At 70.4% G+C, this 17,430-nt stretch carries 14 protein-coding genes; 8 read left to right on the top strand and 6 right to left on the bottom strand.

Translation table 11 applies throughout. From position 1 onward, the window contains the following. Positions 1-166: 166 nt before the first annotated feature. Positions 167-4,573, bottom strand: coding sequence for an FtsK/SpoIIIE domain-containing protein (locus ABZ862_RS20035; protein WP_360959847.1), 4,407 nt, complete (start codon positions 4,571-4,573; stop codon positions 167-169). A 49-nt stretch (positions 4,574-4,622) separates the two neighbouring features. Beyond that, positions 4,623-4,916: a WXG100 family type VII secretion target gene (locus ABZ862_RS20040; protein ID WP_360959848.1), complete on the bottom strand. Its 294-nt coding sequence runs from the start codon at positions 4,914-4,916 to the stop codon at positions 4,623-4,625. 202 nt (positions 4,917-5,118) lie between these two features. On the opposite strand from ABZ862_RS20040, the gene ABZ862_RS20045 reads away from it, so the two are divergent. The 3 genes from ABZ862_RS20045 to ABZ862_RS20055 all read left to right on the top strand — a co-directional run bounded on the left by ABZ862_RS20045 (position 5,119) and on the right by ABZ862_RS20055 (position 9,159). Next, complete coding sequence (locus tag ABZ862_RS20045; RefSeq protein WP_360959850.1) at positions 5,119-6,546, top strand: hypothetical protein; 1,428 nt, start codon at positions 5,119-5,121, stop codon at positions 6,544-6,546. Between the two features lie 120 nt (positions 6,547-6,666). Further along, the gene (locus tag ABZ862_RS20050; RefSeq protein WP_360959852.1) at positions 6,667-8,322 is read left to right on the top strand and encodes a long-chain fatty acid--CoA ligase; all 1,656 of its coding nucleotides are present in this window, start codon (positions 6,667-6,669) and stop codon (positions 8,320-8,322) included. A gap of 303 nt (positions 8,323-8,625) precedes the next feature. Next, positions 8,626-9,159 (top strand): sigma-70 family RNA polymerase sigma factor, encoded by a 534-nt coding sequence (locus tag ABZ862_RS20055; protein WP_360959854.1) that lies wholly within the window; start codon positions 8,626-8,628, stop codon positions 9,157-9,159. A 28-nt stretch (positions 9,160-9,187) separates the two neighbouring features. On the opposite strand, the gene ABZ862_RS20060 is transcribed toward ABZ862_RS20055, so the two are convergent. Then, entirely contained in the window at positions 9,188-10,441 is a 1,254-nt protein-coding gene (locus tag ABZ862_RS20060; RefSeq protein ID WP_360959856.1) for a cytochrome P450, read from the bottom strand. A 117-nt stretch (positions 10,442-10,558) separates the two neighbouring features. Next, positions 10,559-11,296, bottom strand: a complete 738-nt coding sequence (locus ABZ862_RS20065) for a hypothetical protein (protein WP_360959858.1) — start codon at positions 11,294-11,296, stop codon at positions 10,559-10,561. A 362-nt stretch (positions 11,297-11,658) separates the two neighbouring features. On the opposite strand from ABZ862_RS20065, the gene ABZ862_RS20070 reads away from it, so the two are divergent. From ABZ862_RS20070 to ABZ862_RS20080, 3 genes are read left to right on the top strand one after another with little or no spacing between them, the layout of a single operon-like run. After that, positions 11,659-12,432 (top strand): SDR family oxidoreductase, encoded by a 774-nt coding sequence (locus tag ABZ862_RS20070; RefSeq protein WP_360959860.1) that lies wholly within the window; start codon positions 11,659-11,661, stop codon positions 12,430-12,432. A 52-nt stretch (positions 12,433-12,484) separates the two neighbouring features. Beyond that, positions 12,485-12,814 (top strand): nuclear transport factor 2 family protein, encoded by a 330-nt coding sequence (locus ABZ862_RS20075; protein ID WP_360959861.1) that lies wholly within the window; start codon positions 12,485-12,487, stop codon positions 12,812-12,814. Between the two features lie 45 nt (positions 12,815-12,859). Then, positions 12,860-13,705 (top strand): MerR family transcriptional regulator, encoded by an 846-nt coding sequence (locus ABZ862_RS20080; protein ID WP_360959863.1) that lies wholly within the window; start codon positions 12,860-12,862, stop codon positions 13,703-13,705. Here ABZ862_RS20080 and ABZ862_RS20085 read toward each other — a convergent pair. Together ABZ862_RS20085 and ABZ862_RS20090 are read right to left on the bottom strand one after the other, a co-directional pair. Next, the gene (locus ABZ862_RS20085; protein ID WP_360959865.1) at positions 13,674-14,567 is read right to left on the bottom strand and encodes a TetR family transcriptional regulator; all 894 of its coding nucleotides are present in this window, start codon (positions 14,565-14,567) and stop codon (positions 13,674-13,676) included. The two genes, ABZ862_RS20080 and ABZ862_RS20085, sit on opposite strands and share 32 nt — an antisense overlap. Before the next feature lie 188 nt (positions 14,568-14,755). Then, complete coding sequence (locus tag ABZ862_RS20090; protein WP_360959867.1) at positions 14,756-15,640, bottom strand: LysR family transcriptional regulator; 885 nt, start codon at positions 15,638-15,640, stop codon at positions 14,756-14,758. A gap of 142 nt (positions 15,641-15,782) precedes the next feature. On the opposite strand from ABZ862_RS20090, the gene ABZ862_RS20095 reads away from it, so the two are divergent. Together ABZ862_RS20095 and ABZ862_RS20100 are read left to right on the top strand one after the other, a co-directional pair. Further along, positions 15,783-16,487: an SDR family NAD(P)-dependent oxidoreductase gene (locus ABZ862_RS20095; RefSeq protein WP_360959869.1), complete on the top strand. Its 705-nt coding sequence runs from the start codon at positions 15,783-15,785 to the stop codon at positions 16,485-16,487. Further along, positions 16,484-17,386, top strand: coding sequence for an NAD(P)-dependent oxidoreductase (locus ABZ862_RS20100; protein WP_360959871.1), 903 nt, complete (start codon positions 16,484-16,486; stop codon positions 17,384-17,386). The genes ABZ862_RS20095 and ABZ862_RS20100 overlap by 4 nt, the downstream gene beginning before the upstream one ends. Positions 17,387-17,430 lie beyond the last annotated feature (44 nt).

Genomic DNA, 17,430 nt, shown 5'->3' on the forward strand with positions numbered 1-17,430 from the left:
CCGCCCCCTCCCCCCCCCGGTGGGGGGCGGCGCGGCCCCGCTGCGCCCTCCCCCCCCCGCCCCCCCGTGGCTGTTGCGGGCCCGCGCCCCCCCCCCGGGGGGGGGCGCCTCTCCCTCTATCCGGACCTTGTCTCAGACCTCAGACCTCAGACCTCAGACCTCAGACTCAGACCTCCGGCTCGGCGAACGGCACCTGCACCCCCCGCAGAGTTCCATCGCCCAAGTGCAGCAGCCCGCGCCCCGGTTGAGGCGCCGCGCCGACGAGTCCCCGGGTCAGCCTGACCCCGATGACCTCGCCGTCGCCCAGTCCCTGGGGGGAGAGGAGCATTCCGCAGCGGTTGCGTTTCATCTGACCCATCCAGCCGGCCAGGCTCAGTGACAGCGACTCGGCGTTGCCGGCGGCGAGCACGCCCCATCCGGCGCCGGCGCCGCCGCGTGCGAGCAGCGCGAGATCGGAGTCGATCTCCGAGCCCATGAAGAGTTCCGCGTCGTCGATCACGATGACTCCGTTCTCCTCGGGTATCTGGCCGAGCGCGCGCCGGAAATCGTCCACGGACACCTCGGCGTCCGTGATCACGTCCGCCACCCCTGGCCGGCCCTTCAGTGACCGCAGCGGCGAGCGACGGGGAGCGAGCACGAGCAGACCCGTCCCCGCGGCCAGCAGGGAGAGCGAGGCGGTGCACAGGGCGGTGCTGCGACCGGTGCGCGGAGGGCCGCCGATGACGAACGAGGGCACGTCGGACAGGTCGGGTCCGAGCGAGGTCAGGGTGTCGCCACCGACGGCCACCAGCGGCCTCATCGGCCCGCCGGGCGCATGCAGGGCCATGGCGTCGGCGTAGGTGATCCGGTCGGGGACGAGGTCCAGACGCAGGGGGCGCCGGTGTGCGGGGACCGGCTGCTCCCGCACCGTGAGTTCGTGGCCCAGGTCGGTGAGGGCCTGTGCCTGCCCGGTGCCGGACAGGTCCTCGCCGAGGACGGCGATCTGTACGGAGCTGAGGTCCTGTACGCGGATGCCGCGCCCGGGAGCGGGCTGGGAAGGGGCCGACTTGGTGGGGATGCCGACGCTGGAGTAGTCCTGCCGGTCGTTGAGCCGCAGCACGATCTTGTCCTCGGTGGTGCCGGCGAACCGGCTTCCGCCCAGGACCCGGTCGCCGGCGAGTACGACGTGGATGCCGGCGCCCGCTCCGTCGCGCAGCAGTCGCAGCAGCCGCTCCATGTAGCTGCCGTTGTCGTAGGTGTCGAACTCCCGCTCGAAGACCTCGAACCGGTCGATCATCAGCACGATGTGGGCGAGTCGTTCGCCTGGTGCCTGGGTGCCGCGCAGTTCGGTGAGGTCGGCGGTGCCGCGGGTGCCGAGGATGCTCTGGCGGGCGGTGAGTTCGGAGCCCAGGCGGTCCAGGAGCCGGCCGAGGCGTTCGGTCTGGCCCCGGTCGACGACCACACCGCAGTGCGGCAGCGTGGCCAGGGCGTTGAGCGCGCCGTTGCCGCAGTCGATGCCGTACAGGTGCACGTCGTCGGCTCCGTGGGCCTGCGCCAGTGCGGCGGCCAGGGTGCGCAGGGTCTGCGAGCGGCCGCTGCGGGGCGAGCCCACGATGTGCAGGTGGCCCGCACGGTCGACGTCGAACGTGAGCGCGGTGCGCGCCTGCTGGGCCGGGAGGTCCACGAGGCCGTACTCGACGGCGGGCAGTGCCGCCGGGCGGTCGGTGCCGTCCTGGGGCGCGGGGGGCGGTGTCCAGGTCAGGGTCTCGGGCAGCGGCGGCAGCCACGGGCTGGGCTGGCGTGGCGTTCCGTGGAGTTCGGCCGCGCGGGCGATGGCCCCGGCCAGGACGGCGAGGTCGGTGACGGCCTCGGTCTGTTTCGCCCGGGAGCCTCGTACGGTCGTCGCGGGCAGCGGGCCGCCGAGGTTGTGCCAGGAGACCGGCTCCGCGCGCACCGTGATCGGGGTGTCGTCCGCCGCCGCTCCGCCGGGGCGCCGGCCGCCGACCCGTCCCGCCTGGAACGGCAGCAGGGCCGATGGGCCGAGGCGGGCGTAGGCGCGCCCGGGGGTGGCCGGTGAGATGTCACCGGAGTCGGGGGCGTCGATGATGTCCCGGCTCTCGGAGGCGTCCGTGGTGCGCAGCGCGATCCGCAGGTTGGTGTTGGCCCGGATGTCCGGGGTGACGGCACCGCCCGGACGCTGGGTCGCCAGGACCAGGTGGATGCCGAGGGACCGGCCCCGCTGGGCGATGTTGACCAACCCGGTGATGAAGTCGGGGAGTTCGCGGACCATCGAGGCGAACTCGTCGATGACCAGGACCAGTCGGGGCAGCGGCGGCAGTACGTTCCCGCCGCGCGAGCGTTTGTCGAGGTAGTCCACGATGTCCTTGGCGCCGGTCGCCGCCAACTGCGTCTCGCGGCGCCGGAGTTCGGCGCCGAGCGAGATGAGCGCGCGCTCCACCTCCTGGGTGTCGAGGTCGGTGACGAGACCGACGGTGTGCGGCAGTTCGGCACACTCCGCGAACGCGCTGCCGCCCTTGTAGTCGACGAGGACGAACGTCATCTCGTCCGGCCGGTTGACCACCGCGAGGGTGGCGACGAGGGTCTGCAGCAGTTCCGACTTGCCGCTGCCGGTGGTTCCCGCGATGAGGGCGTGCGGGCCGTCCTGGACGAGGTCGACGGCGAAGTCCCCGTCGTAGCCCGTGCCGAGCACGGCTCGGGTGCTGCGGCCGCCGAGCGACCAGCCGGCCACCACCGCGTCCGGGGTCGGCGGTTCGATGCCCAGCACGTCCAGCAGCCGTACGGAGCCCGGCAGCGCGTTCTCCTCGTTGTCGCCGACGCCGCGCAGCGGGGCCAGCGCACGTGCGAAGTGCTCGTACCAGAAGGGATTCGGCGAGTCGGCCCGCACGCCGTCGAGTTCGCCGCCGCCGTCGGTCCGCAGCCGGAGCGACTGCGTGCCGGGGGTGAGGACGACGACGGCGCCGCACTCCTCCGGCAGCAACTGCTCCTCGCGGTCGATGCAGAGCGTGTACACGCCGACGGACGGGCCGTCGCGCAGCAGCGCGATCACGCCGGGCAGCGACCGGGCGCGGCGGGCCTGTTCCAGTACGACGAGGATGTCGGGATGGCCGGTCACCCCGCCGCGGGTGAGTTCCGGTCCGGCCGCGATGCGGGAGGCCACCAGCTGACCCAGTTCGCCTACGCGGCGCGCCAGGGACTCCGCGGTGCTGCCGACGAGGGCGTAGGCGTCCTCGCCCTGTGCCCGGGCGTGGGGGAGCCAGCGGGTCCAGGACCATTCCTGCTCGCCGTCGGGGCCCGCGAGTACGACGACCCGCAGGTCGCTGGGGCTGTGCAGGGCGGCGGCCTGGGCCGTCACCCAGCTTGCCAGCCGGGTCGCGCCCGGCCCCGCGAAGCCCGCGGCCCCGGAGCGGCGCAGTGACACGGAGACCGGCACCTGGTTCAGCCGTGGCACGGTGGTGCGCCGGTGCTCGTCCTGGGTGGGATCGTCCACGGTCAGGGACGAAGGCAGATCGGTGGTGCCGACCCGGACGGACAGGAAGTCGGGGTCCTTCCAGCGGCGTTCCCACAGCCGTTCGGAGGGTTGGGCCGCCATCTGCAGGAGTGCCGCCGGATCGGGCAGCGAGAGGCGGAGGTTGAGCTGTTCGTCGAGGACCGCGCCGTTGATGTCGGCCTTCACCCGGCGCAGTGCCTCCTCGTGCTCCTTCTTCTGCTCCAGGTACTTGACCATCGCCTGCTTGCGTCCGCCGAACTGGGTGGCCAGCGCGGCGATCGGGGAGAGCAGGGCGATGAAGACGAGCGACCACCGGTGGGTGACCAGGATGGCTATCGCGACGCTGCCCGCCGGGAGCAGCAGGATCGGCAGCAGCGGGATCGGCCGCTTGTCCGGCTTCGTCGGCGGTGCGGGCAGCCGGAACTTCGCTCCCGCCGCCGGTGGCAGGAAGCGCGGCGGTCTGTTGAACTCGAGCCCCATGCCGTCGGGCGCCACGGTCAGCGGTGCCCGCCGCGTGGGCTGGGCTGTCAGCTCCAACAGGTGGTTACTGACCTGCAGTTGGCTGCCCGCCTGCCACGCCGAGGAGTCCGGCACCGGCTTGCCGTCCAGCAACACGCCTTCGCGGGAGGACAGTTCCGCGCTCCCGTCGACCCGGACCCGCACCCGCGCCGCCCTGGACGGTGCGTCGCCGAGGAGACGGATCGGGCAGCCCGGGGCGCCGCCGATGTCGTAGTCGCCCGGCACCAGGCGGAACACGGTGCCGGCGCCCGGTCCCGACACCACCCGGACCTCGGTACGTCCCTCGGGAGCCGGCCCGCTGGGCACGGGAGCACCCAGGCCGAGGTCCATGCCGTCGCGGATTCCCGCTTCCTGGATGGTGGCGGAGGGGTCGGCGGGGGCCGAGCCGACATAGAGGGCCGGGCCGGCGCCCACCGTCCCCTCCGCAGACTCCGCCGACGCGGCTCCGACCGACCGCGCCAGCTCCGTGGCGAACCGGCCCACCGGCGCGGAAGGTTCGGTCTCGACCGCGACGGTGGTCGACGCCCCGTCGCCCTGCGGTTCTCGAACACTGACGGTCAATCGCACTGCTCGTCGTCTTCTCTCTGTGGAGGGTGATGGGTCGCCGGAGCGGTGATCAGCCCAGGTTGCTTCCGAGCTGACTGTCCGTCTGGTCGAAGGCGTCGCCGACCGTCTTGACGTAGTTCCCGATGCCCTGGAGCGACTCGTTCATCTTCTGGAAGCTGCTGGCGAACTCGTCGAAGAACGGCGAGAACTTCTGCTGGGCCGCCGGGGTGCTGTACCCGTTGGCCAGCAGGTTCTGGATCTTGTTCTTGACCTCGTTGAGCTTGTCCTGAAGCTGCGAGAAGTCACTCAGGAGGGCCTGGGACGTGCTGGAGGTCTCGTCGGAGTTGACGTTGAAATTGGGCATGACACTGCTCCTTCGGTGTGCGTGATTCCGCCCCCGTACCACGGTCCGTGATCTGTCGGGCGGCGTCGCCGGATACACGAGACCGGCCCACCGGAAGGTTCATGCGGCGAAGACAGGGGCGCGCGTCCGGCCGTCGAACGTTCCGACGGGCCGTCCCCGTGTAGTCGGTACACGTCAATGCCGGACAACCGAGGTGGACACAATGAGCGACAGTCCCGGAGCCAGGGCCGGGAGCGGTGCACGACCGGTCACGGCGCGCCGCCCGCTGCAGGCCCTCATAGGGCTGCTGATCGTCTGTCTCGCCGGGCTCGGGGTCGCCGCTGCCGCGGCGGCGGCCGACGGGGACCTGGTCAAGGTCTTCGTGGTGCGGGATCCGGCGCAGACGGGCGGTACGCCGGTCACCCTCCCCGAGATCGCGAAGGCCACTCTCGGCGATGAGAGCCGGGCCGGTGACATCTTCGCCCTCAACCGCGGCCTCGCGCAGAAGGACGGCTCCAGCCTGGACAGCCCCGACGAATCCCTCCACCCCGGCTGGATCCTGCGGCTGCCCGAGGACGCTTCGGGACCCGATGTGCAGCTGGCGCGGGACACCTCGGGAGGAGCGGCCACGGGTTCCGGGGATCAGTCCCAGGCAACGACCGCGCCGACGGACAGCGGTTCGTCCGCGGGACAGACCACCGTGTTCGCCATCCCGCTGGCCTCCGCCGTCGCGGTGGCCGCCGCGTTCGTGCTCGCCCTGGTGACGGCGGCCATCGTGAGCCGCCGCGGGATCCGGTCCTGGGCCGGCGCCGTCGGCCGGGCGCTGCGCAGACTGGGCGATCCCGCCCGGCGCCGCCGCCGTCTCGCGGTACGGCGCTCCACCGGCCTTCGCTTCGCGACCGACGCCGACTCCGTGCGACGGGCGTACGACACCCTCGGCGACTTCGCGGCCACCCCTCGGCGACCCGCCGTCCCCGTCCACGCGCTGCGGGTGGACGACACCGGCGTGACGGCGTGGCTCGACACACCGGACGCTCCCGACGGCTCATGGACTCACGTCGAGGGCCCGCGCTGGCAGCGCGCCGCGTCCGCTGGCGGCTGGCCGGCTCGGCCCGGTGCCGCGGCACCGTCCGACTCCGGTGAGGCGCTCCTGGTCAGGGTGGGTACCGACCAGGACGACTGCCCGGTCTTCGTCGACCTCAGTCGGCTCGACGGTGTGCTCAGCGTGACCGGGAACGCCGCGGTGGCCCGTGACGTGGTGCAGAACCTGCTGGCCGAGGTATCCCGCAACCGGCCTGGGACTCCCGTCTCCGTACTCGGCGGGGCGGACGGCTCGCCGCCGCCCGTCGTGCCGTCGGGACTGAGCCAACTCACCCGTGTCGAACCGCCCGCGGCCAAGGCGGACACCGTCGCACCGGGCACGGTGAGTTCCCCCGCGCACCGGCACCCGGTCGTCGGCCTGGTCGTGGTGGCCGGAACCCCGGGGCCACGCGAGACGGCGGAACTGGAGGCCCTCTGCGGGCAGGGGGGCGCGGGGTGGACGGGGCTGGTCTACGGGGACGCCACCGGCGCCCACTGGCAGTGGCACGTGGACGACGAGGGATGGGTGACGGTCCCCGTTCTGCCCCTCCGGCTGACCGTCCCGGCCTGACGCGGGCGGGCGCCCGCCTGACGCAACCGTGTCGGACGCCCGCCTCGCCACGCCGACGCCACGACGACGAAAACGCCGAATCAAGCCACCCGTGCCCGACAACTCCATGGAGAGACGACGATGTTCGGCACCATGCAGGATGTGCCACTGACCGTGACACGCATCCTGAACCACGGAATGCGCCTGCACGGCACCTCTCACATCACCACGTGGACGGGCGAGGGTGAGCCGCAGCGCCGCTCGTTCGCCGAAGTCGGCTGCCGAGCAGTTCAGTTGGCGAACGCCCTGCGCGACGAGTTGGGCATCCGGGGCGACGACCGGGTCGCGACGCTGATGTGGAACAACGCCGAGCACGTCGAGGCGTACTTCGCGATCCCCGCCATGGGCGCGGTCCTGCACACCCTCAACCTCCGGCTGTCCGCGGAGCAGTTGGTGTGGATCGTCAACCACGCCGACGACCGGGTGATCATCGTCGACGGCTCGCTGATCCCGCTGCTCGCCCCGCTGCTCCCGCACATCAAGGCGGTTGAGCACGTCGTCATCTCCGGACCGGGCGACCGCTCCCCGCTCGAAGGCGCCCACGCGCGCGTGCACGACTACGAGGAGCTGATCGCGGACAGGCCCAGGGCCTTCGACTGGCCGGAGATCGACGAGCGTCAGGCCGCCGCCATGTGCTACACCTCCGGCACCACGGGCGACCCGAAGGGCGTGGTGTACAGCCACCGTTCGGTCTACCTGCACTCCATGCAGGTCAACATGGCCCAGTCGATGGGCCTGACCGACCAGGACACGACGCTGATCGTCGTTCCCCAGTTCCATGTGAACGCCTGGGGCCTGCCGCACGCCATGTTCATGACGGGCGTGAACATGCTGATGCCGGACCGATTCCTGCGGCCGGCGCCGCTCGCCGAGATGATCGAGTCCGAACGTCCGACGCACGCGGCGGCTGTCCCGACCATCTGGCAGGGCCTGCTCGCCGAGCTGACCGAGAAGCCGCGCGACGTCTCCTCCCTCGTCCAGGTCACCATCGGCGGCTCGGCCTGCCCGCCCGCCCTCATGCGGGCCTTCGACGACCTCGGCATGCGCGTCTGCCACGCCTGGGGCATGACGGAAACGTCCCCGCTGGGTACGGTCGCCCGCCCGCCGGCCGAAGTGGTGGGCACGGAGCGGGAGTTCGCGTACCGGCTGCCCCAGGGCCGCTTCCCGGCGTCCGTCGAGGCCCGCCTCACCGGCCCCGGCGGCGAGCGCCTGCCCTGGGACGGCGAGTCGGCCGGTGAACTGGAGGTGCGCGGTCCCTGGATCGCGGGCGCCTACTACAACGGCCCCGACGCCGAACCCCTGCGCCCCGCGGACAAGTTCAGCGACGACGGCTGGCTGAAGACGGGCGACGTCGGCACCATCTCCCCCGACGGCTTTCTCACCCTCACCGACCGGGCCAAGGACGTCATCAAGTCCGGCGGCGAGTGGATCTCCTCAGTCGATCTGGAGAACGCCCTGATGGCCCACCCGGACGTCGCGGAGGCCGCCGTGGTCGCGGTACCGGACGAGAAGTGGGGGGAGCGCCCGCTGGCCACCGTCGTCCTCAAGGAGGGCTCCACCGCCGACTTCGAGTCCCTGCGCGCCTTCCTCGCCGACGAGGGCCACATCGCAAAATGGCAGCTCCCCGAGCGCTGGACGATCGTCGAGGCGGTACCGAAGACCAGCGTCGGAAAGTTCGACAAGAAGGTCCTGCGCAGGCGCTACGCCGACGGCGACCTGGACGTCACCAGGCTCTGACCGAGGCCCGGGGGCCGTCCGGTCCGGGACGGTGTCCGTACGGCGATGAAGACCGCCGTACGGACACCGGATCCCGCCCCCCTTCACGGCTGTGGCCACGCGGCGGCTCACTGCGGACGGCTCCGTCCGAGGACCGGTCCCGTTGTCTCCTGACACGAAGTCCCGTTTCTCCGTCACTTTTTCGGCACTGGCCCCTGCCTACTCTCGGCGCTCCTTGACCGAGAGCCGGACGGTTCCGAGGCCGGTCGGCCTCGCTCGCACCGAAACACCGCCGGCCCAGCGAAGAAGCAGGACCTTCACACCATGACGACGCTCACGGCCATCGCGGAAACAGCGCTCTCTTCGACATCAGGCGAGGTGGACGACCTGATAGAGGAGCACAGGGCTGCGCTCCTCGCGTACGCGCGAAATTTACTGACGGACCATCACCTCGCCGAGGACATCGTCCAGGAGGCGTTCATCAAGGCATGGCGCCACGCGGAACGCCTTCGCAGCCAGGAGGGATCCATGCGGGGGTGGCTGCTCAAGGTGACCAGGAACCTGATCATCGACCGGATGCGAAGTGCTCACGCCCGGCGTGAAACCCTCACCCACGACAGCCCCGACACGGCAATGCCCGACCAGGCCGAGTCGCTCCTGCTCTCCCTCGATGTGGTCTCTCTCCTGCGTGACCTGTCCCCGGAACACCAGGAAGCGCTCGTGCTCATATACGTCTACGGGCGCACGGTGAACGAGGTGTCGCACATCCTGGGCATCCCGCCGGGCACCGTGAAGTCACGCCAGCACTACGCGCTGCGCGGCCTGCGCAAAATGCACGCGGGCCACTACTGGCCCTGATGCGGCTCACGCCGGTAGCCCGGGGCTGTCACCAGCGGACCGGCAGCTCTTCCAGACCGCCTACCAGAATCCCTGACCGACGCTTCAACTGCTGTGCAGGTACCGCGAGTTCGAGCGTCGGAAGTCTCCTGAGCAGGGTGGCGAGAACGGTCCGCAGTTCGTTGCGGGCGAATTCACGGCCCACGCAGATCTGGGGACCGTATCCGAAGGTGAGATGGGGGTTGGGGGCGCGCCGCAGATCCATCCGGTCCGGGTGCGGGAAGACGGTCCCGTCACGGTTGGCCGCGGCGATCTCGGCCATGACGGTGCAGCCGCGGGTGAGTTTGGTGCCGCCGAACTCCATGTCGGCGGAGAGGTAGCGCGGCAGTGCGAAGCCGTGGTTGGCGTCGAAACGCAGTGCTTCCTCCACCGCGGTGGGGACGAGCCCGGGGTCGGCCAGCAGTTCGCGCCAGTGATCGCGATCGGCGAGCAGCATCGCGGTCATCTTGCCGATCATCTGGGAGGTGGTCTCGTGTCCGGCGACGAGCAGACCGATTCCCGCGCTCGCGAGCTCGGGCTCGTTGAAGCGTCCGTCGTCCGCATCGACGATCGCGGTGAGTTCGCTGATGACGTCGTCGCCGGGGGTGGCGCGCCTGCTCTCGATGTGAGCGATCATGTATGCGTAGAAATCGCCTCCGGCCTGGTCCATCTCGCTCTGCGTGTGGCGGGTGAGGCTGAGCAGGACCGTCGACCATTGCAGAATCTGGTCCTGGTCCTGGTGCGGGATGGCGAGGGCCTCGCAGATCACCCAGAGGGGCAGTGGCCTCGCGAGGGCACTGATCAGGTCGGCGGGTCCCGGGCGTGCGGTCATGGCGTCGATGAGCTCGTCGGCCTTCGCGGCGATACGGGGGCGCAGTTCGTCGAGCCGCCGCCCGGTCAGGGCCCGGGTGAGGACGGCGCGCCAGCGGGCGTGCTCGGACCGGTCGTCGCGGCCGTGGCCGGCGTCCGCTGTCCCCTCTCCGTCGGAATCAGGGTTGTAGAACAGTGCGCCGTCCTCGGAATCGCCCAGCCGGGCGGTGTCCTCCGCGGCCAGGTTCCGGCGGAATCTGCGGTCGGCGAACAGCTTGCGGACGTCTTCGTAGCGGGTCAGCAGCGCGGTCTCTTCACCGCCGGGTGTGCGTACCCACGCCACGGGGCACTTCTCGCGCAACCCGGCCCACTGGGCGGGCGGTTCGAGGGCGGTGGCGCCCACGAAGGGGTAGTCCTGCGGGTCTTCGTCAGCGTGTCCGGCGGCCGAGGCCATGTCGTAGTCCTGCCTTTCTGGGCGTGGCGACTTCCATCACTGGTGCATTCGGCTGGAACGGATTCCTGGCCCAGAAGACCGGGCTTCTGGGTTCTCTGTCTGTGGTCGTGCCGGGAGTCAGTACTGGTTCCGTCCGGCCGCAGGAACTGTTTTGCCCCGGTCGCTTCCGGGGATGTCGGCCTTGATCGCGAACCACACTCCGTTCACCCCCTGGCCGTTCGTCTCGCCGGGCTTCTTGTCTCCGTTGAAGGTGTAGGCGGGCCAGCAGTTGAACGATTCCTGTTCGGTGCCGCCTGGCGTGGTGAAGGTGAAGAGGATCTCCGGGCTGAGACCGGCGGCCTCGGCATCAGCAGCGGTGACCGGGGCGCTCGGCGTCCACTTCTGGCGGCACGTGGCATCGCAGGCCGTGGTCATCGGCCAGGGGGTGTCCTTGGTGAAGAGATAGAGCGTGCGGCCGTTCTTGTCCTGGAGGACCCGGCCCAGTTTCGGGCTGTCGAGGACGCCCAGAGCCGGCCTGCTGACACCGGTCCTGGCGCCGTCCGCGGTCGCGGCGTACCACGCCTTCTGGTACCCCTGCCCCTTGGTGTCGCCCGGCTCATCCTTCGCATAGGTGTAGAGCGGCTTCCCGGCGAGAGTCAGCTGCTCTGTTCCGTCCTCGCGGTCTATCGAACCCAGGAGTACCTGATTGATACCGGTGTCCGCGGAGACGCCGTCGGCGGAGACGGGGCGCCATGTTTCGGCGCACTTCCCGACACAGCTCGACTCGCCTGGAGTCGCCTCGTCCTTGGCGAAGACGTAGACGGTGTTTCCGTTCCCGTCGACCACCACGGAGCCGAGTTCGTCGTCGACCCGCACGGCCACCGTCGCAGGAACAGCGGCTTTGACGTTCCCCTGCGGAACATCCAAGGTGGGGCTGCCCGTCGGCGTCGCACTGACCTGTTGCGCGGTATTCGGACGCGTGTCCCCCGGAGAGCCACACGCGGACAGGACGAAGGAAAGCGCCACTGCGCCCGTTGCGATCTTCATCCCGTGTTCAAACCTGGTCACGTCAGTCCTCACGGTCTCCGTGCTCCCACATCCTGACGCGGCAGCATCGCCTTACACACGGTGCTGACGCGCCAAAGCGTTCGACGCGTCCGCTCGGGACGAAGCGCGCCGTGCTCGCCGTGCTCGCCGTGCTTGAGTCTCTCCCCGGGGGAGGGTCCAGGCTCGCGGTCATGAGCAGCACCGATTTCGACGGACGCTCCGCCGTGGTGGCGGGCGCAAGCAAGGGAGCCGGGCTCGCGACGGCACGCCGGCTCGGCGACGCCGGGGCGCGGGTCGTCACCATCGCCCGTACGCCGCCGCGGACCGCGGACCCCCTGTTCGTCCGGGCCGATCTGAGCACCCGCGATGGTGTCGCGTCGGCGGCCGCAGCGGTGGGTGAGCTGGTCGGAGTGCCGGACGTCCTGGTGCATGTGGTGGGCGGCTCACGTTCCCCGGCCGGCGGTTACGCCGTACTCGACGAGGATTGGTGGACGCGGGAGCTGGCGCTCAACCTGTTTCCCGCGGTCCGGCTGGACCGCGAACTGGTCCCCGGGATGGTGGCGCGCGGGTCGGGCAGCGTCGTCCACGTGACCTCCATCCAGCGCCGCATGCCGCTGCACCACTCGACGCTGGCGTACGCCGCGGCCAAGAGCGCCCTGGCCACCTACAGCAAGGGACTCGCGAACGAGGTCGCCCCGGCCGGTGTCCGGGTCAACTCGGTCGCGCCCGGTTTCATCCGCACCGACGGGGCCGAGCACCTGCTCGCGCGCCGGATGAGCGAGAGCGGCGTCTCCCGGGAGGTCGCCCTCGATGAGCTGATGCGGGTCCTCGGCGGCATCCCGCTGGGGCGGCCCGCCGAGCCCGAAGAGGTGGCCGAGGCGATCGCCTTCCTTGCCTCGGACCGGGCGAGCGCGGTCACCGGCGCCGAACATGTCGTCGACGGCGGCACCGTACGGACCCTCTGACCCCGTCCCCCCAACGCGTCCCGTCCCACCCACCACGGCACAGGAGAAGACCATGCAGGACATCCAGAACATCCAGGACTTCGCCAAGGAGTACTTCGGAGCGGCCCTCGACCCCGACCGTGAACGCTACTTCTCGCTCTTCGGCGACGAAGTCGTCGTACACGACGACGGCCGCCGCCACCAGGGGCTCACGGCGGTGCGCCGCTGGCGCGCCGAGGTGCCGTCCGTGCGCTACGCCCTGCGTCTGGTCACCGGTACGGCCATCGCGTGCAAGGCTGTCGCGGAGGTGTCCGGCGACTTCCCGGGCAGCCCGGTCACCCTCCGCTTCGCCTTCACACGCGACGCGCGGGGGAAGATCACCCAGCTGGACATCACACCCTGACACCGGGATGACCCCGGTCCGGAAGCCGACCGTGAGGAGGACACCGTGGCTGATCGACTGACCATCGGGGAGTTCTCCCGCATCACGCACCTGAGCATTCGCGCCCTGCGCCGCTACCACGAGCAGGGGCTCCTCCTGCCCGCGGAGGTCGACCCGGCCACCGGCTACCGCTCCTACACACCCGCACAGGCCCGGCCGGCGCTGACCATCAGGCGCCTGCGCGAGCTCGATCTTCCGCTACCGGACATCCGGCGCTTCCTTGAAGCGGAGGCCGCCGGCGAGGGCGCGGCGGACCATGGCTCGGCGCAGCAGATCGTCGCCGCCCACCTGCGCCGGCTCGAAGACCGACTCGGTCGCACCCAGCGTGCGGTGCAGGCGTTGCGGGAACTCCTCGACCCGCAGGCTCATCGAGCGGTGAGCCTTGAGGTTCTGCCACCTCAGCGCGTCCTCGCCGTCTCCCTGGACGTTCCACCCGGAGCGGGGCTGAGATGGTACGACGCCGCGATGCGTGACCTGGACGCGGCAGTCGGCCGGCGCCCGGTGCTCCCGCCCGGCGGCCGCTACGAACACATGCTCTTCAGCGAGGGGCACGGTCGTGCCACTGTCTATCTCCCCGCCGAGCCGCCCTTGCCGCCAGGAGCGTCCGATGCCGTACGGGAACTCCACCTGCCTCAGCGGACCGCCGCCGTCGCCACCCACTGCGGTCCGCACGACGACCTCGACCTCACCTATGCCGCTGTGGGCACCTTTGTCGCCCGGAACGGTCTGCGCTCCGCCGACCTCGTCGAGGAGGTCTATCTCGTCGGGCCGCGCGACACCGATCAGCCTGATCGTTGGCGCACCCTCGTGGCCTGGCTGCTCACCTCCGACAGCGCTCGATCGTCGGCGTAGTGGCAGCAGCAGGGCCAGGCGCGGGCGGGTCCGTGGTCCGGTGAGGATCCGTGTCCGCGGGAAGCGGGTGCGGGAGGTGCGACGGAAACGGCCCGCCCGCACCGCACGGTGCGAGCGGGCGCAGCTGACCGGCAGGCTCTGCTCGGCTGTCGGTGTCGGCCGACCCCGCGACGGCGGAGGCGAAGTCCGGCTGCACGCCCAGCTGCGCGAGCAGGGCGCTGATGCCGAAGTAGCAGTTGAACTCCTTGATCTTGCCGTTTTCGACGTACCAGAAGTCGGCGGTCGGGACGCTGAGCTTTGCGCCGGTCGGCTGGATGACGCCGACGGGCGTTTCGAACGGCCCTGCGAAGGTGCCCTCGATCGTCAGCTCGACGGACACGATGTCGCCCATCACATGGAACCGGTGGAGCTCCCGGTGGATGTCCGGCACCAGTTGACCCATGGAGACGACCGGGTCACCCAGGTGCTCACCACGGTAACTCTCCCCGGCGACGACGTTGTTGAACACAACGATTCCGACGCGCGCCACGGTCCGCATCATGGCCAGGTCCTGCCCGCCGGCCCCCAGCGCGTGCACCGTCGGCCTGGCGAACGCCTCCGCCAGCTCCTGGAGTGTCGAAGCGGCGCCGAGGGATTCGACGGCCAGGATCTGCGCGTCCGGGTACCGCTCCAGAGCCCGCTCGATCGCCGACTCGCACCACCCTTTCAGCGATCCGAAGTGGTAGCTCACCGCGGCGACATTGGCGCCGGCGCGATCGGTGATCTCGCGCAGCGTCAAGCCTTCACGCCCTCGTTGTGCGAGCAGTTCCAGGGCGGCCGCGAGCAGGCTGTCCCGCGTGCGCTGACCGGCCTCTCTGGGCAAATCCGCCTTTTCGACCCCTGCCGCGGCGTGAACTCAAGCAGTCGCTCGAGTTCATTGTCAAGCAGCGGGGTGCGTGCACCGGGGATGCCGTGCACCGTGCGTTGAGCTGCGAAAGCGTGAGCCGGCGCGACATGAGCGCGGTCGAGAGCCGCACGGGCCTCCGCGGCCTGTCGGCGATCGGCCGGCGATCAGAACGTCCCGTCGTCCCTGGTGTAATTGGCGCTGAGATCCAGCAGTGCGGAGACGGCCGGACTCGGAGCGCGTCCGGCGCGTACCGCGAACGACAGCGTGAGCGCGAGCCCCGAGCCGGACAGCGGCCTGACCGCCACTCCTGTCGTGTCCGTCGCCTCGAAGCGCGGTATGACGGCCGCGCCGTCAATGGCCCGTACATACGAAACAGCCGTCGCGATGTCGGTTATCTCAACCGATACGCGGCGATTGATGCCGAGTTCACCGAACGCCCGATCCATGACGGTGCGGGTACCGAAGCCGACCGCCCCGTCGACGAAGTTCTCGTGCGCCAGGTCCCCGAGGGCGATGCTCTCCTGCCTCGCCAGCGGATGCCCGGTGGGCAGGATCACCGTGTAGGGAACGGTGGCGAAGTGCCGCAGGTCCAGGTCATGGGCCTCACCGGGGCCCAGGGCCACGACGCCGACGTCGAGTCGACCGCGTCGTACGTCCTCGGCGATACCGCCGGCCCCGGTGCCGGAGACCTGGATCTGGATGTCGACCAGGGGATGACGCTGCCGGAAGGCTCCCACCAGACGCGGGAGATCGAGAGCGGTGATGCGGGTCATCGTGCCGATCCGCAGATTGCCCCGCAGCCTCTCGGACGCTTCGCCCACGACCTCCCTGGCCCTCTCGGCCGCCGCGACAACGGTCTTGGCCTCCGGCAGGAAGACCGCTCCCGCTGCGGACAGGGCCACCGCCCTGGTCGAACGGTCGAAGAGGGAGACCTGAAGCTCCTCCTCCAAGGCGCGGACGGCCGCCGACACGGTCGACTGGGCGGCGAAGAGCCGGGACGCGGCGCGGGTGAAACTGAGCTCCTCGGCCACGGCGACGAAATATCGCAATTGCCTTATCTCCACGCATGAATAATCGACAGATCCGATAACAGCTGTCAAGACTTTTCGTTGGACTCGATAGGGCGTCCGCGCCAACCTGGTTGATGACAAAGAGAGTTGACGACAGCTTGCTGCTCAAGAGGGGAACGTCATGACAGACCAGGTCCTCATCGTCGGCGGTACTTCCGGCATCGGCCGCGAGTTGGCCGCCGCCTACGCAGAGCGTGGAGCTCGCGTGGTCATCGCCGGCCGGGACAGCGCACGCGCGGAGAAGGTGGCCGCCGAGCTCGGTACCGCGGGCGACGGCGCGGGGGTGCGCGGCATCGCGGTCGATCTCTCCAAGCCCGAGAGCATCGAGAAGGCGCTGGGTGACATCGAGTACGTGGACTCGGTCGTCCTCGCGGGCATGCGGCGCGACAGCAACACGATCGGCGACTACGACATAGCAGGGGCAACGGAGTTGGCCGTGGCGAAGCTGGTCGGCTACACGACGGTCGTCCACGCGCTGCGGTCACGCATCTCGCCCACCGGCTCGGTGCTGCTGTTCGGCGGCCTGGCCAAGGACATGCCGTATCCCGGTTCCACCACGGTCACGACGGTGAACGCCGGGGTGACGGGTCTGGTGGCGACCCTGTCCAGGGAACTCGCCCCGATCCGCGTCAACGCCATCCATCCCGGCGTCGTGGGCGACAGTCCTTACTGGGCGGGCAACGAACCGGTCCTGGAAGCCGCCCGCAAGCGGACTCTGAGCGGCGTCCTTCCCACCATGCGGAACATGGTCGACGGCTCCTTCTTCCTGCTGGAGAACCCTGCGGCGAACGGCGTGAACCTCAGCCTCAACGGCGGCGTCGTATGAGCGACGTCCTGCCGGAGGTGGCCGTCGTGGGTGTCGGCCGCCTCAGCCGGCCCATGGTGGTTCGCCTGCGCAGGGCACGGTACGGAGTGACCGTGACCAACCGTACGAGAGAACGGGCGCTGAACGTCGCGGCCGAGACGGGCGCTCAGGTGGCCGACTCGCCAAGGGAGGCGGCGTCATCCGCCGACATCGTCATCGTCTCCCTCGCCGACGACACGGCGGTCCACGATGTCTACCACGGATCCGACGGTCTCCTCGCCGGCCTTCGCCCGGGAACGACGGTGCTGGAGACCAGCACGATCTCCCCCCGTACGGTGATGTCGCTCGTGCCCCATGTCCTGGAGCGCGAAGCCGTCCTGCTCGACACCCCGGTGTCCGGGTCGGTCGAGCTGGCCGCACGCGGCGAACTCACCGTTCTGGCGGGCGGCCCCGGAGAGGCTCTGGCCCGCGTGCGTCCCGTGGTCGACATCCTGGCCACCCGGGTCCTCCACTTCGGGGACTCGGGGAGGGGCAGCACCATGAAGCTGGTGATCAACTCCCTGCTCCTGTCTCTGGCTACGGCCCTCGCCGAGTCCCTGGTGCTGGCGGAGTGTGCCGGTATCGGCCGGGCGGACGCCTACGACGCCTTCATGCAGAGTGCGGCCGCGGCCCCCTTCGTGCTGTACAACCGGGAGAACTTCGTACGGCCGCGGGAAGCCGCGACCCACATGACGCTGACGCTGGTGGCCAAGGACCTGTCGCTGATCGATGCGTTGGCGTCATCCGTGGGAGCGCCGATGGCCCAGCTGGAGGCGAGCCGCGGGCTCATCGACCAAGCCCTGGCCGCGGGTCTGGGGGACCGGGACGGTTCCGTGCTGGCCGAGTTCCTGCGGCACACCGCGGCGGCGCAGGCAGGCTGATCACCTGAGCGGACGGCCGGTCGCGGACGGCCGGTGGATGCCCC

The organism is Streptomyces sp. NPDC047000 (assembly GCF_040644295.1).
Classification (GTDB): Bacteria; Actinomycetota; Actinomycetes; order Streptomycetales; family Streptomycetaceae; genus Streptomyces.